At 74.2% G+C, this 22820-nt stretch carries 23 protein-coding genes; 16 read left to right on the top strand and 7 right to left on the bottom strand.

Going from position 1 to position 22820, the window contains the following annotated elements; genetic code table 11:
- Positions 1–17: 17 nt before the first annotated feature.
- From FHR78_RS14340 to FHR78_RS14325, 4 genes are read right to left on the bottom strand one after another with little or no spacing between them, the layout of a single operon-like run.
- On the bottom strand, positions 18–656 hold the full coding sequence (locus FHR78_RS14340; RefSeq protein WP_166761242.1) for an SIS domain-containing protein: 639 nt from the start codon (positions 654–656) through the stop codon (positions 18–20).
- A 26-nt stretch (positions 657–682) separates the two neighbouring features.
- Positions 683–1726 (bottom strand): ABC transporter permease subunit, encoded by a 1044-nt coding sequence (locus FHR78_RS14335; protein WP_208393292.1) that lies wholly within the window; start codon positions 1724–1726, stop codon positions 683–685.
- 5 nt (positions 1727–1731) lie between these two features.
- A complete protein-coding gene (locus FHR78_RS14330; RefSeq protein ID WP_166761240.1) occupies positions 1732–3237 on the bottom strand; it encodes a sugar ABC transporter ATP-binding protein in 1506 nt (501 codons plus the stop codon).
- 51 nt (positions 3238–3288) lie between these two features.
- Positions 3289–4356: a sugar ABC transporter substrate-binding protein gene (locus FHR78_RS14325; RefSeq protein ID WP_166761239.1), complete on the bottom strand. Its 1068-nt coding sequence runs from the start codon at positions 4354–4356 to the stop codon at positions 3289–3291.
- Between the two features lie 248 nt (positions 4357–4604).
- On the opposite strand from FHR78_RS14325, the gene FHR78_RS14320 reads away from it, so the two are divergent.
- From FHR78_RS14320 to FHR78_RS14305, 4 genes are read left to right on the top strand one after another with little or no spacing between them, the layout of a single operon-like run.
- A complete protein-coding gene (locus tag FHR78_RS14320; protein ID WP_347878232.1) occupies positions 4605–5441 on the top strand; it encodes a class II fructose-bisphosphate aldolase in 837 nt (278 codons plus the stop codon).
- 13 nt (positions 5442–5454) lie between these two features.
- Entirely contained in the window at positions 5455–6903 is a 1449-nt protein-coding gene (locus FHR78_RS14315; protein WP_166761238.1) for an FGGY family carbohydrate kinase, read from the top strand.
- A complete protein-coding gene (locus FHR78_RS14310; protein ID WP_166761237.1) occupies positions 6900–8342 on the top strand; it encodes an FGGY family carbohydrate kinase in 1443 nt (480 codons plus the stop codon). Before FHR78_RS14315 ends, FHR78_RS14310 begins: the two co-directional genes overlap by 4 nt.
- Positions 8343–8399: 57 nt before the next feature.
- Positions 8400–9749 carry an FGGY family carbohydrate kinase gene (locus FHR78_RS14305; RefSeq protein ID WP_166761236.1) on the top strand — a complete coding sequence of 450 codons (1350 nt, stop codon included), beginning with the start codon at positions 8400–8402 and terminating at the stop codon, positions 9747–9749.
- Here the strand turns inward: FHR78_RS14305 and FHR78_RS14300 are convergent.
- Positions 9736–10485, bottom strand: coding sequence for a GntR family transcriptional regulator (locus FHR78_RS14300; protein ID WP_166761235.1), 750 nt, complete (start codon positions 10483–10485; stop codon positions 9736–9738). The two genes, FHR78_RS14305 and FHR78_RS14300, sit on opposite strands and share 14 nt — an antisense overlap.
- A gap of 206 nt (positions 10486–10691) precedes the next feature.
- On the opposite strand from FHR78_RS14300, the gene FHR78_RS14295 reads away from it, so the two are divergent.
- From FHR78_RS14295 to FHR78_RS14260, 8 genes are all read left to right on the top strand, one after another.
- Positions 10692–11396: a VanZ family protein gene (locus FHR78_RS14295; RefSeq protein ID WP_166761234.1), complete on the top strand. Its 705-nt coding sequence runs from the start codon at positions 10692–10694 to the stop codon at positions 11394–11396.
- 15 nt (positions 11397–11411) lie between these two features.
- Positions 11412–11939 (top strand): helix-turn-helix transcriptional regulator, encoded by a 528-nt coding sequence (locus tag FHR78_RS14290; RefSeq protein ID WP_166761233.1) that lies wholly within the window; start codon positions 11412–11414, stop codon positions 11937–11939.
- On the top strand, positions 11936–12697 hold the full coding sequence (locus FHR78_RS14285; RefSeq protein WP_166761232.1) for an ABC transporter ATP-binding protein: 762 nt from the start codon (positions 11936–11938) through the stop codon (positions 12695–12697). Before FHR78_RS14290 ends, FHR78_RS14285 begins: the two co-directional genes overlap by 4 nt.
- Positions 12694–14925 (top strand): ABC transporter permease, encoded by a 2232-nt coding sequence (locus FHR78_RS14280; RefSeq protein ID WP_166761231.1) that lies wholly within the window; start codon positions 12694–12696, stop codon positions 14923–14925. The genes FHR78_RS14285 and FHR78_RS14280 overlap by 4 nt, the downstream gene beginning before the upstream one ends.
- Before the next feature lie 225 nt (positions 14926–15150).
- Positions 15151–15924 carry a hypothetical protein gene (locus FHR78_RS14275; RefSeq protein ID WP_166761230.1) on the top strand — a complete coding sequence of 258 codons (774 nt, stop codon included), beginning with the start codon at positions 15151–15153 and terminating at the stop codon, positions 15922–15924.
- A 104-nt stretch (positions 15925–16028) separates the two neighbouring features.
- Positions 16029–16529 carry a hypothetical protein gene (locus FHR78_RS14270; RefSeq protein WP_166761229.1) on the top strand — a complete coding sequence of 167 codons (501 nt, stop codon included), beginning with the start codon at positions 16029–16031 and terminating at the stop codon, positions 16527–16529.
- Positions 16530–16536: 7 nt separating this feature from the next.
- Positions 16537–16833, top strand: coding sequence for a transcriptional regulator (locus FHR78_RS14265; RefSeq protein ID WP_166761228.1), 297 nt, complete (start codon positions 16537–16539; stop codon positions 16831–16833).
- 418 nt (positions 16834–17251) lie between these two features.
- Positions 17252–18298 carry an NAD(P)-dependent alcohol dehydrogenase gene (locus tag FHR78_RS14260; protein ID WP_166761227.1) on the top strand — a complete coding sequence of 349 codons (1047 nt, stop codon included), beginning with the start codon at positions 17252–17254 and terminating at the stop codon, positions 18296–18298.
- 130 nt (positions 18299–18428) lie between these two features.
- Here the strand turns inward: FHR78_RS14260 and FHR78_RS14255 are convergent, their stop codons facing one another.
- Positions 18429–19853: an MFS transporter gene (locus FHR78_RS14255; RefSeq protein ID WP_166761226.1), complete on the bottom strand. Its 1425-nt coding sequence runs from the start codon at positions 19851–19853 to the stop codon at positions 18429–18431.
- A 157-nt stretch (positions 19854–20010) separates the two neighbouring features.
- The gene (locus FHR78_RS15310; protein ID WP_166761225.1) at positions 20011–20607 is read right to left on the bottom strand and encodes a TetR family transcriptional regulator C-terminal domain-containing protein; all 597 of its coding nucleotides are present in this window, start codon (positions 20605–20607) and stop codon (positions 20011–20013) included.
- Positions 20608–20743: 136 nt separating this feature from the next.
- Here FHR78_RS15310 and FHR78_RS14245 point away from each other — a divergent pair, with 136 nt between their 5' ends.
- From FHR78_RS14245 to FHR78_RS14230, 4 genes are all read left to right on the top strand, one after another.
- Positions 20744–21058: a DMT family transporter gene (locus FHR78_RS14245; protein WP_166761224.1), complete on the top strand. Its 315-nt coding sequence runs from the start codon at positions 20744–20746 to the stop codon at positions 21056–21058.
- Positions 21058–21474: a DMT family transporter gene (locus FHR78_RS14240; protein WP_166761223.1), complete on the top strand. Its 417-nt coding sequence runs from the start codon at positions 21058–21060 to the stop codon at positions 21472–21474. The genes FHR78_RS14245 and FHR78_RS14240 overlap by 1 nt, the downstream gene beginning before the upstream one ends.
- A 12-nt stretch (positions 21475–21486) precedes the next feature.
- A complete protein-coding gene (locus tag FHR78_RS14235) occupies positions 21487–22104 on the top strand; it encodes an acetyltransferase (protein WP_347878231.1) in 618 nt (205 codons plus the stop codon).
- Positions 22105–22360: 256 nt separating this feature from the next.
- The gene (locus FHR78_RS14230; protein WP_166761222.1) at positions 22361–22774 is read left to right on the top strand and encodes a hypothetical protein; all 414 of its coding nucleotides are present in this window, start codon (positions 22361–22363) and stop codon (positions 22772–22774) included.
- The last annotated feature ends 46 nt before the right edge of the window (positions 22775–22820 follow it).

The raw sequence follows: 22820 nt of genomic DNA, 5'->3' as shown, positions 1-22820 counted from the left end.
CCGGCGGCCCCGCCGCCTCACTCGAAGTTGCGGTGCCGCGCGACGAGGTCCTCGAAACGGGCACCGGTGCGGCGCACGAGCATGAGGTAGAGCACGTCCCAGAAGATCCAGAGCGACTGCTCGAACAGGCTGCCCATCGGCTGCACGGTGTCGACGACGTCGCCCTCGGCGCCGTAGGTGCGCGCGGGGACCGTGAGCACGATGTCGGCCAGCTGCGACGTCGGCCCGTCGGGCATGGCCGTGGCCACCAGGAGCGTGGCCCCCGTCTTCTTGACCTGCTCGGCGACGTAGTGCAGGTGGGGGATGTTCGCCGGGCCGGTCGGCATGATGAAGAGGTCGCCGGCCTCGACGGCCGGGGTGGTGTCGTCCCAGCCCCAGTGCACGGTCTTGCCGAAGTGCGTGAGGCGCATCGCGAACGCCTTCGAGCCGAGGCCCTCGCGGCCGATCCCCAGCACGAAGATGCGCTGGTGCGACTCCAGGGCGTCGAGGGCGGCCTCGATGTTCTCGAGCGGCACGCGCCGGAACACCTCTCCCAGCTCCTCGACGACGCTCGAGCTGATGTCACGGAACTCCGACACGGTGTGCCCTTCCTCTCCGGTGGTGGTGCTGGTGGTGGTGCCCCGGGCACCGCTGGTGGTGTGGCTGGTGGTGCTCATGCTGGCAGCTGCCGACGTCGCGCGGCTCAGCGCACGCCCGGGCGGGCGCCGAAGCGGCCGACGAGCAGGGCGAAGAGGATGACGGCGCCGTAGACGGCGTTGATCCAGAACGTCGGCACCCCGGCGAGGGTCAGCACGTTGGTCAGGGTGCCGAGCAGCAGCACGCCCATGAGCGCCCCGATGATGCGCCCCTGGCCGCCGGTCAGCTGCACGCCGCCGATCACGGCCGCGGCCAGCGCGCTGAAGATGAGGTTCTCGCCCATGCCGCTCGTCACCGACGCGAGGCGCCCGGCGAGCATGAGGCCCGCGAACGCCGCGAGGCCGCTGGCCGCGACGAACGCGGTGATGAGGACGAAGTCGACGCGGATGCCCGCGGCCCTGGCCGCCTCGGGGTTGCCGCCGATGGCGTAGAGCGCCCGGCCCCACGAGGTGTAGCGCAGGAGGAGCCCGGCCAGCACGAAGAGCACCGCCGTCACCCAGATGGCCGCGGGGATGCCCGCCCACCGGGCCGAGCCGATGTAGCGGAACGCGTCGGGCAGCCCCGCGAGGGTCTTGCCCTGGCTGATGCCGAGGGTGACGCCGCGCAGCAGGATGAGCATCGCGAGGGTGACGATGAACGGGTCGAGCCCGAGCTTGACGACGAGCAGGCCGTTCACCAGCCCGATCAGGAGGCCGATGGCGACGGTGATCGCGATGGCCGTCAGGGGGCTGATCTCGGTGCCGAGCCCGCCGACCGCGGCGGGGATCATCAGCCAGGCCGCGACCATCGGGGCGAGGCCCACGGTCGACTCGAGCGAGATGTCGAGCTTGCCGGTGAGCAGGATGAACGTCAGGCCGATCACGACGATGCCGAGCTCCGACGACTGGCGCAGGATCAGCGTCAGGTTCGCCGGCGACAGGAACGCCGGGCTGACCACGGCGCCGATGACGACGACGACGGCCAGGCCGGGCAGCACGCTCAGCTCGCGGACGTTCTTGACGACGCCGCCCAGCACGCGCTGGCCGGTGCTCGGTCCGTCGGGGCCGCCGCCGGTCGGGGCGGCCGCGCGGGTGGTGGGGGACTTGCTCACGGTTGTCATTCGAGGCCTTCGATCGCTCTGACGATGTCTTCTTCGGTCGGTTCGAGGAGCTCGGCGCTGACGCGGCCGTCGCTCATGATGACGACGCGCGAGCTGACGAGCAGCTCCTCCACGTCGTCCGAGATGAGGACGACGGCGACGCCGTCCTCGAGGGCCCGGACCATGAGCCCGTAGATCGCGTCCTTCGCGGCGATGTCGACGCCGGCGGTCGGCGAGATGAGCACCAGCACGCGGGGCTTGCGGGCCAGGGCCCGGGCGAGCACGACCTTCTGCTGGTTGCCGCCCGACAGCCCGGACACCGGCAGCGACGGGTCCGGCGGCACCAGGGCCACGTCGGCGATCAGCTCGCGCGAGACGGCCGTGCGGCGTCGGGGCGACACCAGGCCGGCGGGGGCGAGCTGGTCCATCACGCCCATGGTCATGTTCTCGGCCACGCTGAGCTGCGGCACGTAGCCGTCCTTGTGGCGGTCGGCGGGCACGAAGCCCACGCCGGCCCGCTGGCTGGCCTTGACGTCGCCCGACCTGACGGGCTCGCCGTCGACCTCGACCCGGCCGGACGTCGCCCGGCGCAGACCGGCCATGACCTCGCCGGCGGCGTACTTGCCGCTGCCGCCGCTGCCGCCGATCGCGACCAGCTCGCCCGGTCCCACCGTCAGCGAGAGGCCGTCCACGTCGCCTGCCTTGTCGCTGACGGCGTCGAGACGGATCGCGGGCGTGTGGCTGAGGTCGATCGCGGCCGTGGCGACGCGGTACCGGCGCTGCTCCTGCCCGGCGAGGAGCGCCTCCACCAGGTCGTCCGACCGGATGTCGTCGCCCTCGCGGGACCAGAGGAGGCGGCCGTCGCGCAGGACGGACGCCGAGTCGCAGATCGCCGTGACCTCGCGCAGGAAGTGCGAGACGAACACGAAGGTGACGCCCGCCTCCTGCAGCTCGGCGACCTTGTCGAAGAGGCGCCGGATCGCGGCGCCCTCGAGCTGCACGGTCGGCTCGTCGAGCAGCACGATGCGGGTGCCCGCCTCGAGCGCCCTCGCGATGGTGAGCATCTGGCGCTCCTCGAGGGGCGCGTCGGCGAGCGACGTGCGGGGGTCGAGGTCGATGTTCCACTCGCCGAGGATGCGCTCGGCGTCGTGCTGCACCCGCCGCCACGAGACGCCGCCGCGCAGGGTCGGCAGCCGCCCGGCGAAGAGGTTCTCGGCGACGGTCAGGTTCGGGAACACGGACGGCCGCTGGTAGACCGCCGCGACGCGCTGCTTCCAGCCCGCCCGGTCGGCCGGCGACGGGGCCGGCTCGCCCCAGAACGAGACGGAGCCGGTGTCGGGCTGCTCGAGCCCGGTGATCATGCGCAGCAGGGTCGACTTGCCGGCCCCGTTGCGCCCGATCAGGCCGTGCACCTGGCCGGGCAGCACGGAGACGGAGACGTCGCGGAGGGCCCTCGTCGCGCCGTAGGTCTTGCTCACGCCCGCGATCTCGACGGCGGGCACGGGGCCGGTGGTGGTGGTCATGACGTCTCCGTCTCGGTGGTGCTGTCCAGGGGGTCGGTGCGGGGCGGCCGGCTACTGCGCGCCGAACGCCTCGAGGGCGAACTCCTTGTTGCCCCAGAGCTCCGGGTCGTCGACGTTCTCGGCCGTGACCACGGGCGTGGGCAGCAGGTCGACGAGGTTGCCGTTGCGCTCGACGATCTCGCTGCCGTGGTCGGTCTCGCCGGGCTCGAAGGTCTCGCCCGCGACGGCCCGGGTCAGGTAGTCGACGCCGTAGTCGATGTAGTCCGTCATCGGCTGGGCCACGGCGGCGTCGAGGTAGCCGTCGCGGATGGCGGTCATGGCCATCGGGCTGGCGTCGACCGACACCTGCACGATGTGCCCGTCCTCGCCGACGGGCGCGAGCGCGTCCAGCGAGTCGAGGGTGTCGAGGATGGTCGGGAAGAACGTCGCGTCGCTCTGGTTGTAGATGCCCGAGATGTCGTCGTACTGGTTCATCGCGGTCTCGATGCCGGAGGCGGCCTTCGCCGGGTCCCACTCGGTCGCGACGTTCACCAGGTCGACGTCGGGGTAGTTCTCGGCCATGCAGTCGTTGAAGCCGTTCGTGCGGTCGCGGCCGTTCGAGGTGACGGGGTCGCCGTCGAGGGTGATGACGGTGGTGCCCGCCTCGACCCGCGAGCCGAGCTGCTCGCAGGCGATCGCGCCCATCGAGACGTTGTCGGCGCGCACGATCATGGCGACCTCGCCCGAGGCCGGCGCCTCGTCGATGGCGACGAGGGGCACGCTCGCGTCGTTCGCGTACTCGATCGCGGGGACGATCGCGTCCGCGTCGCCCACCGAGATGACGAGGCCCTGGGCGCCCTTGTTGACCAGCGTCTGGATGTCGGTGAGCTGCTGGGCGGCGTCGCGGTCGGCGTTGGTCGCCGGGATCGTCTTGTAGCCCAGCTCGGCGAAGCGCTCCATCGAGCCCACGTTCTCGGCGTTCTGGAACGGGTCGGTGTGGGGCTGCGAGTAGCTCAGCGAGATGTCGGCCGGGTCGGACGAGCCGGACGTGCCGGTGTCGCCGGAGGCGCACCCGGCGAGCAGGACGGCGCTGGCGCCGAGCCCCACGACCAGGGGGAGGGTCTTCGCTCGTGATCGCATGTGCAGGCTTCCTCTCTGAAGCAGCAGGCGGGTGCCGGAGTGCGTGGTCCGCCGTCGGGTTGGTGTACGGCTTGTACGGACGGAACATACATCCGCTGATCCCGGCCTCGCAAGACGTTCGCGGCGAATTGGCCCGATTCTGTTTCTACATGCCTGTTTGTACGTACAAGCTGGACAATGCGGACGGCAGCGCGTTACTGTGCCGCCAGGCGGGCCCACCGCCCACGACTCGACGAAGGAGCGGACCCGTGGCACTAGTCAGCGGCATGGACGTCATCAGCGAATGCACGGCACGGAGGCAGGTGGCCGGGGCGTTCAACACGACCAACCTCGAGACGACGATGGGCATCATCGACGCGGTCGAGCGGGTCGGCGTGCCCACGTTCATCCAGGTGGCGCCGACCAACGTCGCGCTGTCGGGCTACGAGTACATCTACGACATGGTCGCCCGGCGCCTCGCGTCGACGAGCGTGCCCGTGGCGCTGCACCTCGACCACGGCAAGTCCCTCGAGGCGGTCGAGGCGGCGCTCGCGGCGCGCTTCACGTCGATCATGATCGACGACTCCGAGGCCTCGTACGAGCAGAACGTCGCCACGTCGACCGCGGCCAGGGCCATGACGCCGGCGCACATCGCCCTCGAGGCCGAGCTCGGCAGCATCGGCGGCAAGGAGGACGACATCGGGCCGGAGCACGCCGCCACGACCGACCCCGCCCAGGTGCCGGGCTTCGTCGAGGCCGTCGGCGTCGACATGCTCGCCGTCTCGGTCGGCAACGTCCACGGCGTCGCCCCGCACGCCCGCATCGACTTCGACCTGCTCGCCGACGTGCGCGACGCCAGCAGCGTGCCCCTCGTCGTCCACGGCGGCTCCGGGCTGCCCTCCGAGCAGCTCGGCCGCCTTGCCGAGTTCGGCGTCGTCAAGGTGAACGTCGCCAGCGACCTCCGCAACGCGATGATCCGCACCTTCGGCGAGGCGTGGACCGCGAACAACGACGAGGCGTCGCTGATCAGGGTGTCGAAGGAGGCGGTGGTCTCGATCCGCGACGTCGTCGAGCGCCGCATCCGCGTGCTGAACCCGGCGGCGTAGGCAGGAGGCCGTCGTGCTCTCGACGATGACGATCGACGTGGGGACCACCAGCGTCAAGATCAGCCGGCTGGGCGCCGACGGCGAGGCGCTCGAGGTCGTCCGGCACCCCACGCCGACGCAGCGCGACGACGCCGGCGAGGTCTACGACGTCGCCGTGCTCTGGCGCATGGTGACCGGGTTCGTCGACGAGCTCGGCCCCGAGGGGCGCGCCGCCGTCGAGCGGGTCGCCGTGACCGGCGTCGGCGAGAGCGGCGGGCTCGTCCGCCCCGACGGCTCCCTCGCCTCGCCCGTCGTCCTCTGGCACGACCAGCGCGGCGCCCCCGCCGTCGCGGCCCTCGACGACTCCGCACGCCGCCGGGTCTTCGCGGTCACCGGGTTGCCGACCAGCGCCTCCTACGGCATCTCGAAGGTCGCCTGGCTGCTCGACCGGTCGGACGTCGACCCCGAGGAGGTGCGGTGGCTGAACGTGTCCGAGCTGCTCGCCGCCCGCATGACGGGTGCGCTGTGGTCCGAGCCCTCCCTGGCCAGCCGGACGATGGCCCTCGACCTCGACTCGCGGGCCTGGTCGGACGAGGTGTGCGGGCTGTTCGGCGTGGACCCGACGGTGTTCCCCGAGCTGCGGGCGGCCTCCGACGGCGTCGCGGTCAGCCCGGACTTCGTCCGCGAGACGGGGCTGCGGCCCGAGGTGCGCGTGCACGTGGCCGGCCACGACCACATGGTCGGAGCCGTCGGGGCCGACCTGCGGCGCGGCGAGCTGCTCAACTCGACCGGCACGACCGAGGGCCTGCTGATGCTGCGCGAGGCGCCGCTGCGCGACGACCACGCCCGCCTCGCGAAGCTCGCGAACGGCGTCGCCGTGGTCGGCGACGACACGACGGTCTTCGCCTCGATCCCCACGGGCGGGGCGGCCTTCGAGACCCTGCAGGCGCTGCTCGGGCTCGACCCGGCCGGGCTCACGACCGCCGTCGCCGCCGCGCACCGGCGCTGGACTGCCGGGGGCGTCGACCTCGACCGGGTGCCGCTCGTGCTGCCCTGGTTCCGCGGCAGCCCCCCGCCGCGCAAGGACACGACCGCCACGGGCGCGATCTCGGGCCTGCGCGGCGACACCTCGGCGGACGACGTCGTGCTCGGCTGCTTCCTCGGCATGGTGCTGCAGTTCGCCGACGTGCTCGAGCTCTTCCGGTCGACCCCCGAGCGCGTCAAGGTCATCGGGCCCGCCAGCCGGAACCCGCTCTGGAACCAGCTCAAGGCCGACCTGCTCGGCCGGCCGCTGAGCGTCGCGCGCTCGGCCGAGGTCGTCTCGCGCGGGGCGCAGGCGCTGGCCTCGGGGCAGCCGTCGAGCTGGGAGGCCTGCGACCCGGTCGAGGTCGTGCCCGACCCCGAGCGGCACCGGGCCCTCGCCCTGTGGCGCGAGCGCGTGCGCCCGCGGTGGGAGCACCTCGTGGCGGGAGCGGCGCTGTGACCCTCGTCGCCGGCATCGACTCGTCCACCCAGGCCTGCAAGGTCGTCGTCAGCGACCTCGCGACGGGGCAGCGGGTGCGCGAGGGCCGGGCCCCGCACCCCGACGGCACGATCGTCGACCCCGAGGCCTGGTGGCAGGCGCTGCTCGTCGCCGTGGCCCGGGCGGGCGGCCTGGCCGACGTCTCGGCCGTCTCGGTCAGCGGGCAGCAGCACACGCCCGTGTTCCTCGGCACGGACGGCGAGGTGGTCTGCCCGTCGCCGCTGTGGAACGACACCGGATCGCACGGCGCCATGGTCGCCCTCAACGACGAGCTGGGCCGCGGCGAGTGGATCCGCCGCACCGGCCTGCCGCTCACCCTCTCGGACACGGCGCCCAAGCTGCGCTGGCTTCGGGACGAGCACCCCGAGGCCGCCCGGCGCGTGGCCGCCGTCGCGATCGTGCACGACTGGCTCACCTGGCGCCTCACCGGCCGCGGCGACGGCGCGCTCTTCGACGGCCTCGTCACCGACCGCTCGGAGGCGAGCGGCACGGCCTACTGGTCGGGCGCCACGGGCGAGTACGACCTCGAGCTGCTCGAGCACGCCTTCGGCCGCCGGGTGGTGCTGCCCCGGGTGCTCGACCCGCTCGGGCGGGCCGGGACGACCCGCCGCGGCCTGCCGGGCGTCCCCGCCGGCATCCCCGTCGGCGTGGGCAGCGGCGACAACGCGGCCGCCGCGCTCGCGCTCGGGCTGGCCGAGGGCGACGCCGTGCTCTCGCTCGGCACCTCGGGCGTGGTCTACCTGCGGTCGGCCGACCCGGTCGAGGACCACGACGGCTTCGTCTGCAGCTACGCCGACGCGACCGGCGACCACCTGCCGCTCGTCGCGACCCTGAACGCGGCCCGCAACTTCGGCGTCGGCACGCGCCTGCTCGGCTGCGGCCACGCCGAGCTGTCGGACCTGGCGCTCCGTGCCGAGCCCGGGGCGGGCGGGCTGGCCCTGCTGCCGTACTTCGAGGGCGAGCGCACCCCCGACCTGCCCGACGCGCGGGGCTCGCTGCACGGGGTGACCCTCACCAACCTGACCCGGGAGAACCTCGCCCGCGCCGTGGTCGAGGGCACCCTCGCCGGGCAGCTGACCATGCTCGACAACCTGCGCGCCTGCGGGCTCGAGCCCCGACGGCTGCTGCTGATCGGCGGCGCCGCCGAGAGCGAGGCGGTGCAGGTCGTGCTCGCGCAGCTCTCGTCGGTGCCGGTCGCCGTGCCCACCCCCGACGAGTACGTCGCCAAGGGGGCGTCGATGCAGGCGGCCTCGGCGCTCACCGGGGCGTTCCCGAGCTGGCCGGCGCACGTCGTCGACCTGCCGTCCGTGCCCCCGCAGCCCCAGGTGCTCGACCAGCACGAGTCGGCCAAGGCCGCCCTCGGCTACCCGCTCGCGAAGGCGGTCGCCCGGGCGCTCTGACCTCGTCCCTCGCCGCTCGCCGTATGATCCAGCAGCGGCGAGGACGAGGAGGCGCGCATGAGCCACGGCACACGGCGCCCCGTCGTCTGCGGCATCGACGTGGGCAGCACCAACACCAAGCTCGTCGCCCTCGTCGACTCGGGCCAGGTGGTGTCCCGGGTCGCCTGCCCGACGCCCCGCACGGCCCCGGGCGCGGACATCGACGCCGACGACCTCGTCGACGCCCTCGAGGGGCTCGTCGAGCAGCTCTGCGGCGCCGAGCTGCAGGTCGTCGCCGTGTGCGCGGCCGGCGTGGGCGAGGACGGCGTGCTGCTCGACGCGGAGCTGCGCCCCCTGACCACCGCGCTGCCCTGGTTCGACCCTCGTCGACAGGACCTGTTCCGCTCGCTGCGCCCGCACCTCCTCGACGACGACCGCTTCGACGCCCAGACCGGCCCCGTCCTCGCCCTCGTGGGGTGGGCGTGGTCGCGCGCCCGGACGGCGCCGGCCGACGCGCACCGGTGGTCGTCGCTGACCGACCTCGCCTCCGTGCGCTGGACCGGGCGGCCGTTCCTCAGCGAGACCCTCGCCTCCCGCACCGGGGCGTGGTCGTCGGCCGACCGGGCCTGGGCCGACGACCGCGTGGCCCTCGCGCTCGGCTCGTCGGGGCTGCTGCCGGAGGTGCTCCCGACCGGCGGCGTCGTGGGCCCGCTGGCGTCGCGACGCCTGCGCGAGGCGGGCGTGGTCGCCGCCGACGCGGTCGTCGTCGTCGGCGGCCACGACCACCCGGTCGGCGGGTGGGGCGTGCACGAGGCCGCGCCCGGCACCGTGCTCGACTCGATGGGCACCGCCGAGGTCGTCGTGGCCACGACGCCGCTCGTCGTCGCGACGCGACGCGAGCACGTCGACCTCGCCCCCGGCATCCTGTCGACCGGCACCACCCTGCTGCGCGTCGACGAGCTCGCCCGCAACGTCGAGTGGGCGACCCGCGACGCCGACGTCCGCCGACACGTCCGCGACGTGCTCCAGGGCACGGAGGCGGTGGTCGCCGAGCCCGGGACGGCCTGGTTCGTGCCCGGCGGCAGGGGAGGCGGCCAGCCCTCGTGGGCCGACGACGCCCCCCGCGACCCCGCGCTGCGCGCGTCGGCGGTGCTCGTCGCGCTCGCCGAGGCGGGTCGGCGCTCGGTCGAGGCCGTGCGCCGGGCCGGGGCGCTCGAGGCGACGGGGGCGGTGAGCCTGGCCGGCGGGTGGACGCGGTCGCCCGGGTGGCTCGGGCTGAAGGAGGCGACGCACGCGGGGCCCGTCGCGGTCGTCGGCGAGCCCGAGGTGACCGCGGTCGGCGCGGCGATGCTGGCCGCACGGGCCCTCGGCTGGCGCGTCGACCCGGCGCGGGCGCTCGCCGGGGGCGGCGTGGTCAGCTCGCGGTGACGTTGACCTCGAGCGGGATGACGTCCGTGAGGACCCAGGTCTCGTAGTAGTCGAACCGGACGCCGTCGGCGCCCCACGACGACGAGCGCACGCGGAGCGCCGGCTCGTCGTCGGCGACGCCGAGCGCCGCCGCGACGTGCGGGCCGGCGCGCAGGGCCTCGACGACCCGTCGCGCCCCCGCCGTCACCCACCCGTTCTCGCGGAGGGTCTGGTTCACCGAGCCGGTGCCGTCGAGCACGTCGCCCGCGGCGGAGATCGTCTCACCGACCGCGGCCGGGAACCAGTTCGTGCTGAACATCGCGACCCGGCCGTCGCGGGAGCGGACGCGCTCGAGGGCGAAGACCTCGTCGCCGGGCGCGACCTGCAGCGCCTGGGCCACGTGCTCGGGCGGGGCGACCGTGCCCGCGCTCACGACCTCGGTGGTGATGCCCCGCTGCCCCTGCCGCACCTGCGACTCGAGGAACCCCTGCGAGTCCTGCACGAACCAGCCCGTCGACTCCGCGGGGCGGGCGGCGAAGACGCCGCGGCGCATCACGCGACGCGCCCAGCCGTCGGTCTCGAGCTTCTGCAGCGTCTGCCGCACCGTCGCCCGTGAGAGGCCGAAGTCGCGGCACAGCTCGAGCTCGCTCGGCAGGCGTTCGTCGACGGGGAACTCGCCCGACTCGACCTGCCCGCGGAGGATCCGGTAGAGCTGCTCGTAGTACGGAGTCGGCGACTCCCGTTCTATCTGCTGCATCCGTGCCCCCATCGTCGTCGTGTGTCGAGCGGTCCGTACGAACAGACTAGACACTCCCGACGCGGGGCACGGGGCGGCGTCGTCGGGCGCGGGGGGACGGGCCCGGAGGAGGAGCGGGTCGGCTCAGGCCCTCGACGATTCAGCCCTGAGGGCGACGCGGCAGGCGGGGCCCGCCCGCGAGACTGGCGGCGGAAGGACAGGTGACCATGGACCCCGCATCCCCGCCCCTCGTGGTGCCGGCCGTCGCGTCGGTCGTGCCGGCGACGATCGTCGCCGTCGTGCTGGTCGGCCTCGCCTGTCGTCGTGCCGGCGCCGACCTGACGACGACGCTGTGGCGCACCTCGTTCGTCGCGTACCTCGGCGCGCTCGTCGCGATCACGTTCTTCCCGTTCGTGACGGGGCTCGAGCCGGTCTGGCAGACGTCGTGGCGCGACTCCGTCAACCTCGAGCCGCTGGGCTCGGTGCACCTCCGCTCGTTCTGGCTCAACATCGTCATGACGGTGCCCCTCGGGGCCTTCCTGACGGGCCGGGTGGTCACGGGGCGGGGGCGCCTCCGCGGGGTCGCCCGGGTCACGGCGATCGCCCTGGTGGCGAGCGTCTCGGTCGAGCTGCTGCAGCTCGTCCTGCACGAGACCGTCGGGGGCAACCGGTCGACCGACGTCGACGACGTGCTCGCGAACACCTCGGGAGCCCTGCTGGGCGCGGTGCTGTGGCGGCTCGTGGGGCTGGTCGCGCGCCTCCTCGGGGTGCGGCCGTCCCGGGTCGGGACGCCCCCTCGCGACGTGCGGGCGCAGGAGGCGGTCGTCGCGTCCCGGAACGGACCATCAGCCCCAGACGGCTGGGCAGGAACCGTCGGGGTCGCCGTCCGGGGCGAGTCGCCGCGCACGGCCGGCGAGGCCACTAGATACTGAGTGTATAGTTGGCACGTGGACAACTCACGTGCCCTCCTGGGGCTGCTCAGCGTCGAGCCGACCTACGGCTACGACCTCAAGCACGACTACGACCGGCACTTCGGCCGTCGCAAGCCGCTGGCCTACGGGCAGGTGTACTCGACGCTCGCCCGGATGATCCGCGACGGGCTCATCCGCACCCTCGGCGAGGAGAGCGGCGGCGGGCCCGACCGCAAGCGGTACGAGGTCACGGGCGAGGGCAGGGAGGTGCTCCGGCGGTGGATGCACACGCCCGACGTCCCGTCCGAGGCGCTCCAGAGCAACCTCTTCGCCAAGACCGTCATCGCCCTGCTGCTCGACGACGACGCCGAGAGCCTGCTCGACGCCCAGCGGTCCGAGCACATGGACCGCATGCGCGAGCACACCCGCGCCAAGCGCGGCGCCGACCTCGTCGACGTGCTGCTGCACGACCACGCCCTGTTCCACATCGAGGCCGACCTGCGCTGGATCGACCTCACGGCGGCGCGCCTGGCCGAGCTGCGGTCGGCGGTGAGGTTCCCGTGACCCGCGCCGACCTCGAGCCGGCCGGCGCCGGGTCGGAGGCGCCCGGCGGTGCGGCCGACACCGTCGTCCTCCGTGCCCGCGACGTGCACGTGTCGTTCGGGCCGACCCCGGCCCTGCGCGGCGTCGACCTCGACGTCGTCGCCGGCGAGGTGCTCGCCGTGATGGGGCCGTCCGGCTCGGGCAAGTCGACGCTGCTGCACGCGCTCGCGGGGGTCGTGCGCCCCGACCGCGGCACGGTCGCCCTCGGCGACGTCGTCGTCAGCGAGCTCTCCGAGCCCGAGAGAGCCCGCCTGCGCCTCGCCGAGTTCGGCTTCGTGTTCCAGTTCGGGCAGCTGCTGCCCGACCTGACGGCGCTCGACAACGTGTCGCTGCCGCTCATGCTCGCGGGCGAGGGCCGGCGACGGGCCCGTCGGCAGGCGCGGTCCTGGCTCGGCCGGCTGGGCGTCGCCGAGCTCGCCGACACGGTGCCGGGCGAGCTCTCGGGCGGCCAGTCGCAGCGGGTCGCCATCGCGCGCGCCCTCGTGTCCGGCCCCCGGGTCGTGTTCGCCGACGAGCCGACCGGCTCGCTCGACTCGTACGCGGCCGAGGGGGTCATGACCGTGCTGACCGACCTCGCGCGCGACACCGGCACCACGGTCGTGCTGGTGACCCACGACGCCCGCACGGCCGCGCACGCCGACCGCGAGGTGGTCGTGCGCGACGGCAGGCTGAGCGGCGGGACGGGGGCCGTCCGCACCTCCGGCGCGGTGTCGTCGTGAGGTGGTCGACCGCCGCCCGGCTCGCGCTGGGGACGCGCCGCGACCGGGGCCGCCTGCTGGGCATGGTGGCCGGGGTGGCGGTCGGGGTCTCCCTGTTCCTGCTCCTGCTGGGCGCCTACCACGCCCTCGGCGAGCGGGAGGAGCGCACCGCCTGGACGCAGTTCGGGGCAGGCGACGCGGGCCTCACCTACGTCGGCGACCCGGGCGACGTCCCCGCCGACGCCGTGCTCGCCGCGACGGGCCGCGACCTCGTCCGCGGGCAGGTCGTCACCCGGATCGACCTCGCCGGGCCCGCCGAGGAGGCGGCAGGCGCGACGAGCCCGGTCGGTCCCGTCCCCGGCGTGGGCGCCGTGCCCGCACCGGGCACCACGTGGCTCTCGCCGGCGCTGGCCGAGCTCGTCGCGGCCCTCCCCGCCGACCAGCTCGGCGACCGGTTCGGCACGGTGGCCGGCACCGTGGGCACGGAGGCGCTGGGCAGCCCCGACGCGCTGGTCGCGGTCACGGGGGCGTCCCGTGACGAGCTCGCCGAGACGTCCGACGCCGCGGTGGTCCGGTCGTTCACGGGGCGGCCCTACGGCGGCAACTCGAACTACCAGGTCGTCGCGCTCGTCGGCAGCGTCGCGATCCTGTTCCCCGTGCTGCTGCTCGTCGGCATCGTCACCGACCTCGGCGCGGCCCAGCGGCGCGAACGCTGGACGACCCTCCGGCTGATGGGGGCGACGAGGGGCGACACGGTACGGATCGCCGCGGTCGAGACGGGGGCGACCGCCCTCGGGGGCGCGCTGGTGGGCACGGGTCTCGCGCGCCTCCTCGTGCCCCTCGCGGCGCAGCTGCGCATCGACGACGGGCGGCTCTTCGCCTCGGACCTCGTGACCTCGCCGCTCGTCGCCGGCCTGGCGGTCGTGGTGGCGACCGCCGCCTCGGTCGCGGTCGCGGTGCGGCGTGCGACGCGGTCCGACCGCGGCCCGCTCAGCACGGCGCGCGAGACGGCCGAGCAGCGGCCCCGAGCCACGCGGCTCCTCGTGCTCGCGGTCGGGCTCGCCGCCCTGCTCGGGATCTCCGTCGCCGGGCTCGCCGGAGTCGCGGTGCCGGGGCTCGACCTGCTGCTCGTCGGCGGGTTCGTCGTCACGAGCGTCGGGCTGGTGCTCGCCGGGCCGTGGGCGACCCTGCTGGTCAGCCGCGTCGCCCTGCGGCACGCTCGCAGCGCCTCCGGCATGGTCGCCCTGAGCCGCATCGCACGGACGCCGCGGGCGACGTTCCGGTCGGTCAGCGGGCTCGTCATCGCCGTGTTCATGGTGTCCGTCTTCGCGGTCGCCGCCACGACGGCCTTCGCGGGCGGGCCCGACGTCGAGCTCACGGCGCTGGACCGCAGCGTCGTGCAGGTCGGGGTGGACCCGGGGCTCGGGGACGGGAGCGAGGACGGCTCGGGCGGGGCGTCCGTGCCTGGTCTCACCATCGCCGAGATGCGCTCGGAGGTGGCCGGCCTGGCCGACGTCGCCGGGGTGACGAGGGTCGTCGTCGCGGGCGCGATCGTCGACGACCTCGACGGCACCCTCGTGCTCGACGCCGCCGACGCCGAGGCGATCGGCGTCGCCGTGCCCTCCGGCGCGCAGGTCGTGACCGTGCTGCGCGGCGTCGTCGACCAGGTCGAGGCCGTCGACCCCTCGGTGCGGGACGCGGCCGTGCCCACACAGCTGCTCGTGCTGACGGACGGCTCGTCCGCGGCGGTCGACCGGGCCCGCACGGCTCTCGAGACGTCGGACCTGCCCGTCCTCGGCTACCCCTCGACCCGGGCCGAGCAGGTGATCGACACCTCGGACAGCACGGCCGCGAGCTTCGCCGCGATGGCGAACGTCGGCATGGCGATCGCGACCCTGGTCGCGTCGGCCTCGCTCACGGTCGCGACGGTCGCCGGAGTCCTCGACCGACGGCGGACCTTCGGCCTGCTCCGCCTCGTCGGCATGCCGGTGCGCACCCTGCGCTCGATCGTCGTGAAGGAGGCGGCCGTCCCGCTCCTCGCCGTCACCCTCGCCGCCGTCGTGCTCGGCTTCGTCGTGGCCTGGACGATCATCACCGGCCTGAGCGGCGGCGACCGTCGCGTCGGCTGGCCCGACTGGTCGTACGTGGCGACCCTCGCGGCGGCCTCGCTCCTGGCGGTCGTGTCGGTCACGGCGACCTTCGGCACGGTGCGGCGGAGCACGGCGGTCGCCTCGACGCGCTTCGAGTGAGGCGTGGGCGCGGGCGCGGGCGTGCGCGTGTGCGTGCCCGTGTGCGCGTGCGCCGAGCGACCGAGTTGCCCCGAATGGCTGCCCGCGCGGCGCGCACGTGGCCGTTCGGGGCAACTCGCCGCTGCCGTCGCCGCCGCGGGCCGCGCGGGCGCTCGGCGGGGCCCGCCGCTCGGGGCGCGTCGCCGCGGGCATAGGGTCGGGACGGCAGAAGGAGGAGGAGGGGACATGACCGACCCCCTGGCGACCCCGGCACGAGCGGCGGGGCTGCAGCTCCGCGACCTCGTGTGGACGGCCCTGCGTCCGGCGCTGCGGATCCGGCTGGCCCTGTTCCGGCGGGCGGTGCGGAAGGGGACGTTCCCGCCTGCCTCCGCCGCGCCTCCTGCGGCCCCGGTCGACGTCACCGCCGACCGCGTCGCCTGGGTCGGCAACGCCGACGCCGGCCGGTTCGGCGTGCTCGAGGAGCACCTCGGCACGCTCAGCCGGGTCGCCGCCGCGGTCGGCACCGCCAGAGGACGGCCGTTCGCCTGGGTCGAGGGCTCGGCCACGGTGCTGACGGTGCGCGAGGCCGCGGACGAGTCGACCGCCCGCCTCGGCGACGTCGACGCGGTGGTCGTCGCGCTCGGGTTCAGCGACGTGCTGCTCATGACGTCGGCTGCCGCGTGGCGCCGCGACCTCGACCGCGTGCTCGACGGGGCGCGGCACCCGGGCAGCGTTCTCAGCCCCGTGCTGGTCGCGGGCATCCCGCCGATCGACCGGCTGCGCCTCACGTCGCGCTGGGCCCGCGGGCTCGTGCGCACCCAGATCGGTCGGCTCAACGCCGAGTCCGAGAGGCTCGTGCGCGAGCGGGGCGACTGTGCGTTCGTGCCGTTCCCGGAGCCCGAGCCGGCCGTCGGCAGCGCCCGCCTCGACGGGCAGCTGTGGTCGTGGCGGCGCGTGCACGAGTTGTGGGCGGGCAGCCTGTGGCCCGAGCTCGCACGGCTGCTCGACGAGACGAGCTGAGGGCGGCCCGTCGTCCGACGCGACGGGCCTGCGAGACGAGGAGGCGCCTCCTGCGCATCGAGAGGGGTTGACTTTCCGTTTCGGAAACACTTAGTGTTGCCGACATGGAAAGCCATTCGAACGACAACCCGTCCCAGCCCGTCGACCCCGTCGCCGCGTTCCAGGTCGCGAACGACGCGCAGGCCCGCATGGCCGCCCGCGTCCGCTCGCCCTGGTGGGTGCACGTGCTCCGCGGCCTCTGCATCGCCGCCGTCGTCTACGGCCTCGGCGCCCCCGACAGCTCCGCGTGGATGCTGCTCGGCGTCCTCGGTCTCATCGCCCTGGCCCGCCGCCGCGTCCGCGACGTCGGCGTGGCCCGGGCGAACCCCGAGCGGTGGAGGTTCCTCACGCTCGGCGCCCCGTGGTCGATCGTCGCCCTGGTGGTCGCCGTCGCCGGCATGGCCTTCGTCGTGATCGCCCAGGACGAGCCCCTCTGGCAGGTCGGCGTCGCCGCCGGCGTGGCGGGTGCCGTCACCATGGCCCTCGGCCCCCTCGCCGACGCCGCCGCCCGCGGCCGCCTCGGCGCCGACCTCGCCGCCGGACTGCCCGGCGGCGGCGCACGGTGACCGCCCCGTGACCGCCCCGGAACCCGTCTTCGACGCCGTCGTCCACGCTCCCCAGCGGCTGCAGATCTGCGCCATGCTCGCGCGGGGCGGCGAGGTGGAGTTCGGCGTCCTCCGCGAGGGGCTCGACGTCTCGGACGCCACCCTCAGCAAGCACCTCCGCACCCTCACGGACGCCGGCTACGTCGAGCTCCGCCGGGTGCAGCGGCCCCGTGGCCAGGCCCGAACCTGGGTCGAGCTCACCCCGACGGGGTCGAAGGCGCTGCGCGGGCACTTCGCGTTCCTGCAGAGCCTCGCGCCGCAGTAGCGGCGGTCGGGCCGACACGAGGAGGCGGTGGGCAGGTCGTCGGGACCTGCCCACCGCCTCCTCGTGTCGCGGGGTCGCGCGTGGCGTGAGCGGCGCGGGGCAGCTCGTGGCGTGAGCGGGTGTCAGGTGTCACGTCGCGGGGGCGTACGGCCCTCGGGGGCCCGCGACGCGTCACATGACCGTTGCTCGGGCGCCCGCCCCGCGTCACACGCCGCGGGGCAGGGAGGGAGGGGGCGACAGGACCCCCCCGAGGGAGGCGCGTCGCGGGAGGCGCGGGGGTAGCGTCGATCTCGGCGCCGGGGCCTGAGCGCCCGAGACGTGTCGTGCCCTCGTGCCGCTGGCGGCTCGACCGGGCCGACCCGCGCCTCCTCCGCCCCTCTCGGCGACACACACCGACACCCCACCACAGGAGCACTCCATGCGCACCGTCAACGCCTACGCGGCACCGTCCGCCACCGAGCCCCTCGTCCCGACGACCATCGAGCGCCGCGACGTCGGCCCGAAGGACGTCATGATCGACATCGCCTACGCCGGCATCTGCCACAGCGACATCCACACGGTCCGCGGCGAGTGGGGCGAGATCCAGTACCCGCAGGTCGTCGGCCACGAGATTGTCGGCACCGTCTCGGAGGTCGGCTCCGAGGTCTCGAAGTTCTCCGTCGGCGACCGCGTCGGCGTCGGCTGCATGGTGAACTCGTGCGGCGAGTGCGAGTACTGCCAGCGCGGCGACGAGCAGTACTGCGCGAAGGGCAACACCGGCACCTACACGAGCGTCGACCCGGCCGACGGCACGATCACGCAGGGCGGCTACTCGCAGGCCGTCGTCGTGACCGAGGACTTCGTGCTGCGCGTGCCCGAGTCGCTCGACTACGACAAGGTCGCGCCCCTGCTCTGCGCCGGCATCACGCTCTACTCGCCGCTGCACCACTGGGGCGTCACCGAAGGCACCAAGGTCGCCATCGTCGGCATGGGCGGCCTCGGCCACATGGGCGTGAAGATCGCCGCGGCGCTCGGCGCCGACGTGACCGTGCTGTCGCAGACCACCTCGAAGGAGGAGGACTCGCTGCGCTTCGGCGCGAAGGCGCACTACGCGACCAGCGACGAGCAGACCTTCACCGACCTGGCGAACTCGTTCGACCTGATCGTCAACACCGTGTCGGCCAAGGTCGACATGGGCGCCTACCTGGGCCTGCTCGCCGTCGACGGCACGCTCGTCAACGTCGGGGCCCCGTCGGAGCCGCTGGAGGTGCCCGCCTTCGCCCTGATCCCCGCACGTCGTAGCTGGGCCGGCTCGGCCATCGGCGGCATCCGCGAGACCCAGGAGATGCTCGACTTCTGCGCCGAGCACGGCATCCTGCCCGAGACCGAGCTCATCTCGGCCGACCAGATCAACGAGGCCTACGACCGCGTGCTGAAGTCGGACGTGCGCTACCGCTTCGTCATCGACGCGGCCACGTTCGCGTAGGTCGCCGCAGGTCCGCGCCGACCGCGCGCCCTGTCTCACACGGACGCCCCCGCACGCTCGGTGCGGGGGCGTCCGTGCTGCCCGGGGGTGCCGGGGCTGCTCGGTGGTGCTCGGGCCGGAGCGGTCCCGGCTAGCGGGCCTCCGCCTCCGTCGCGTCGCGGGCGCGCTTGCGCTCGTTCAGCGCGCGCTCGTCACGGCCGACGACCGCCAGCAGCACGATCGCGAGCACCACGCAGGCGAGGATCAGCACGAAGGTGACGTCCCACCCGAAGGCGTGCACGGCCAGGCCGATGCCGGTGGAGGCGAGGGTCGCGCCGAGCACGTAGCCGAACAGCCCCGTGAACCCCGCGGCGGTGCCGGCGACCGAGCGCGGGCTCAGGTCGAGGGCCTGCAGGCCGATCAGCATGACCGGGCCGTAGATGAGGCCACCGATGGCGACCAGCATCGCGAGCGAGACCCACAACGGGCCCTCGGCCGGCGACAGCCAGTACACGGCGACGGCGACGCCGACGGCGGTCATGAAGAGGATGCCCGTGGGGGAGCGGCGGCCCCGGAACACCTTGTCGCTGACGTAGCCGCAGAGCAGCGTGCCGGGGATGCCCGCGAGCTCGAACAACGAGAACCCGGCGATGCCCTCGCCGAGGCTCGCGCCGCGCACCTCGGACAGGTACACGGGCGCCCAGACGAGCACCCCGTAGCGCAGCGTGTAGACGAACACGTTGGCCAGGGCGAGGTTCACCATCGTGCGGTTCGTGAGCACGTAGCGGCGGATCGTCGACCAGGTCGAGGCGCCCTCGTCGGCGGCGTCGGTCTCGACGGGGGCCGGGTCGTGCCGGTGCTCCTCGATGGGGGGCAGGCCCTCGGACTCGGGGGTGTCGCGCAGCAGCACCAGGGCCACGACGGCGATGACGAGGCAGACGATCGCGGGGAACCAGAACACGCTCTGCCAGGTGCCGAACGACGCGAGCGCGACACCGGCGAGACCTCCGGCACCCGCGCCTCCCACGTTGTGCGCGACGTTCCAGATCGCGGTCTTGCCGCCGCGCTCGGACGTCGAGAACCAGTGCACGAGCGTGCGGCCGCTGGGCGGCCACCCCATGCCCTGGAAGAAGCCGTTGACGATCATCACGACGGCGAAGAACGCCACGGAGGCGCCGACCGCGGGCACGAACGCGATGAACAGGTTCGCGAGGGCCGACAGGGCGAGCCCGATCGGCAGGAAGAAGCGCGCGCTGCTCTTGTCGCTCACGATGGCGCTGAGGAACTTGCTGAACCCGTAGGCGAGCAGCACGCCGTTGGTGATGACCCCGAGGCCGACGGTGCTGAAGCCGTTCTCGTCCTTGAGGATCGTCGAGACGAGCGGCACGTTGTTGCGGATCAGGTAGTAGGCCGCGTACCCGATGAAGATGCCGACGAAGACCTGGAGGCGGAGGCGCGGGTAGCGACGCGCCACGGTCGCGTCGTCGAGTCGGGGAGCGGGCGGCGGGGCCGCGAGGAAGGCGGTCAGCCCTCGTCGCGGCGACGTCTCGGTGGGGGTGCGGTGATCGGTGGTCATCTCGGCCTTCCTCGACCACGTCGGTGTGGGCGAACTCATAGCTGATCACAAGGTTGCAGTTCACGCAAACGTCACCTGATGTTCACCTCGGCTCGATCCGGCCAGGCTGCTCGGCGGCGCGACGCGGTGCGGTGCGGTGCGGCTCGGCGTCGCCGCGTCAGCGCGTCAATGCGTCGAGGTGCGCGTCAAGGGCGGCGACGGCCCAGGAGGCGTCGGTCCCGGGAGCCTGTGCGAGCAGGTGCAGGGCCAGGCCGTCCACCACCGCGTGGGTGAGCTCGACGTCGGTGCGAGCGACGGCGTCGCCCGCGACGCCGGGGCGGACGCCCGCGCCGAGGTGAGCGAGCGCCTGCGCGCAGACCTCGCGGACGGCCTCGTGGGTCCGCTCGTGCGCCGCCCGCAGCGACGGGTCGGTCAGGGCGAGGGCGACGAACGAGACGGTGACCTGCATCTCGACGCGGCGCTCGTCGTCGAGGGGCAGCAGCTCGAGCAGCACGGCGCGGGCGCCGTCGCGTCCGCCGGCAGAGCGCGCGGCGCGGTCGACGCGCTCGCGCAGCCGAGACACGAGCAGCGCCACCGCCGCATCGCGCACGCTCGCCTGGGTCGGGAACGCGTAGCGCAGGGAGGAGGGGGGCAGCCCGGCCTCGGCGGCCACCTTGCGCACCGAGAGTTCGGCGGCCCCGTCGCGCACGAGCACCCGCCACGCCGCCTCGGAGACGGTGCGGCGGCGGTCGTCGAGATCGAGGCTGCGAGGCACCCGATCATCCTGGCACGACTGTGCGAGAACGTGCTAGAACTGATCTCGCACGATCGTGCGACAACCCGTCGCCTCCTGCTCGTCCCGCCCACAGGGCCGGGCGCGGGACCGACGTCGTGCGGACGAGGAGTCGGTCATGGCCTGGGTGCTGCTGGTGGTCGCCGGGATGCTCGAGGCCGTCTGGGCCTCGGCGCTCGGCGCGTCGCAGAACTTCACGAAGAAGGGGCCGACGGCGCTCTTCGTCGTCGCGCTCGTGCTGAGCATGGTCGGCCTCGCGCTGGCGATGGGCGACCTGCCGGTCGGCACGGCCTACGCCGTGTGGGTCGGCATCGGCGCCGTGCTGACGGTCGTGGTCGCGGTCGTCCGCGGCCAGGAGGTGCTGACCGTGGCCCGGGCCCTGCTGCTCGCCGTGCTGATCGGCTGCGTCGTCGGCCTCAAGGTGGTCAGCTGATGCCGTGGCTCGTGCTCGTCGTCAGCGCCGCGCTCGAGGCGGTCTGGGCGACCGCGCTGGGTCGGAGCGACGGGCTGACGGTGCTGGGCCCCTCCGTCGTCTTCGTCCTGGGCCTCGTCGCCTCGATGGCGACGCTCGGCTGGGTCACCCGGCACGTGCCGATCAGCACGGCCTACGCGATCTGGGCCGGGCTCGGCGCGGCCTTCACCGTGAGCTGGAGCATGCTCACCGGCGGCGAGGCCGTGACCGTGGTGCGCGTGCTGCTGCTCGCGGGCATCGTCGGCAGCGTGATGGGGCTCAAGCTGCTGGGCTCCGGGCACGCGGGGGCGGACCGCGAGCAGGGCGGGTCGCAGGAGGAGCGGGGCGAGCAGGCGCCCGCGCCGACGTCGCAGGGCGGGTCGTCCGCCGACGCATGACAAGATCGGCCCGTGCTGCAGCCGATCGTCCTGCCCGCGGGGTCGCCCGACGTCCCGGTGCTGCTCGGCGAGGGGTGGCAGGTGACGGCCCGCTCCTTCGGCGCCCGGCTCGACGCCGCGAGCGTCGACCGCGACCGCCTGCTCGACCTCGTGCGACGGGTCGGCCCCGAGCTCGTCGTGCGGGAGCTGACCGCCGGTGACGTCGACGCGGTCCTCGAGCTCGACGGCGCAACCGCCGGCGACTACCCGGGCGGCGCGGCCACGCAGCACGAGCCCTTCGACCGGGCGGCGGCGACCCCGACGCCCGTGCGTCGTGCGTGGGGCGCCCTGTCCGAGGGCGGCGAGCTGCTCGCGGTGACGGTCGTCGACCTCGTGGCCGCCGCCGCCGACACCGGCGACGCCCCCGCCGAGACCGACGTCACGGTCGTCCGTCGCGGGCACCGCGGGCGGGGGCTCGGCACCGCCGTGAAGGCCGCGTCCGTGCTCGCCCTGGTCGAGGAGGGGGTGCGACGGTTCCGCACCGGAGGCTCGTCCGAGAACCCGGCGATCATCCGGGCGGGCGAGTCGCTCGGCTACGTCCGCGACGAGGAGTGGCTGACCCTCGAGCGCGCCCCGCGCCTCGCCCCCTAGGAGCGTCCGCCCCGTCGCCCCAGGAGACGAGTTGCCCCGAACGGTCGATCGCCGGGGTCGGGGCCGACCGTTCGGGGCAACTCGCTGACATGCGCTCGCGCACGCCCACGTGCCCGAGGGGACGACTTGCCCCGGAAGGCTGCTCGGCGGGGTCGGAGGCGACCGTTCGGGGCAACTCGACGAAGCGCGCGGGCGCACCCACGCACCCCTGTTGTGGGCATGGCGCTCCCCGCCCGGCCCTTCGTAGCCTCCGAGCATGGATCACGTTCCCGGCTCGACCTCCGCCCTCCTCCCCGTCGCCCGGGAGCACGCCGTCGCGTCCATCCCGCCCCGCGGCGCGATGCTCCCCTTCGCCCTGACCGACGACGGGCGCGAGCGCAAGCTGCAGCGCTGCATGGCCGAACGGCTCGAGGACGCGCTCGAGCAGACCTACCAGGTCGTGTCGTCCGTGGTCGGCCTGCAGAGCGCGGTGATCGTGTGGGACGGCTACTACACGGGCGCCGACGGGCGGTCCGAGGCCGTGTTCCTCGAGGTGCACGAGTCCGGGTCCGCCCACGGGGTCGTCTTCGCTCAGCGCTACCGCCGGGCCGGCCTGTTCACCAAGCGCATCGTGCCGGTGGGCGGGCTCGAGCAGGTCGTCGACGACCGTCCGTCGCTGATCGAGGCCTGACCGCGCCGCGGCTCCCCGCCTGCGGACAAGTGCCGACGCGCGGACG

The organism is Frigoribacterium faeni (assembly GCF_011761235.1).
In the GTDB taxonomy this organism is placed as follows: domain Bacteria; phylum Actinomycetota; class Actinomycetes; order Actinomycetales; family Microbacteriaceae; genus Frigoribacterium; species Frigoribacterium faeni_A.
The sequence above is the reverse complement of the archived record's forward strand: the minus strand, read 5'-3'. Positions and strand labels throughout refer to the sequence as shown.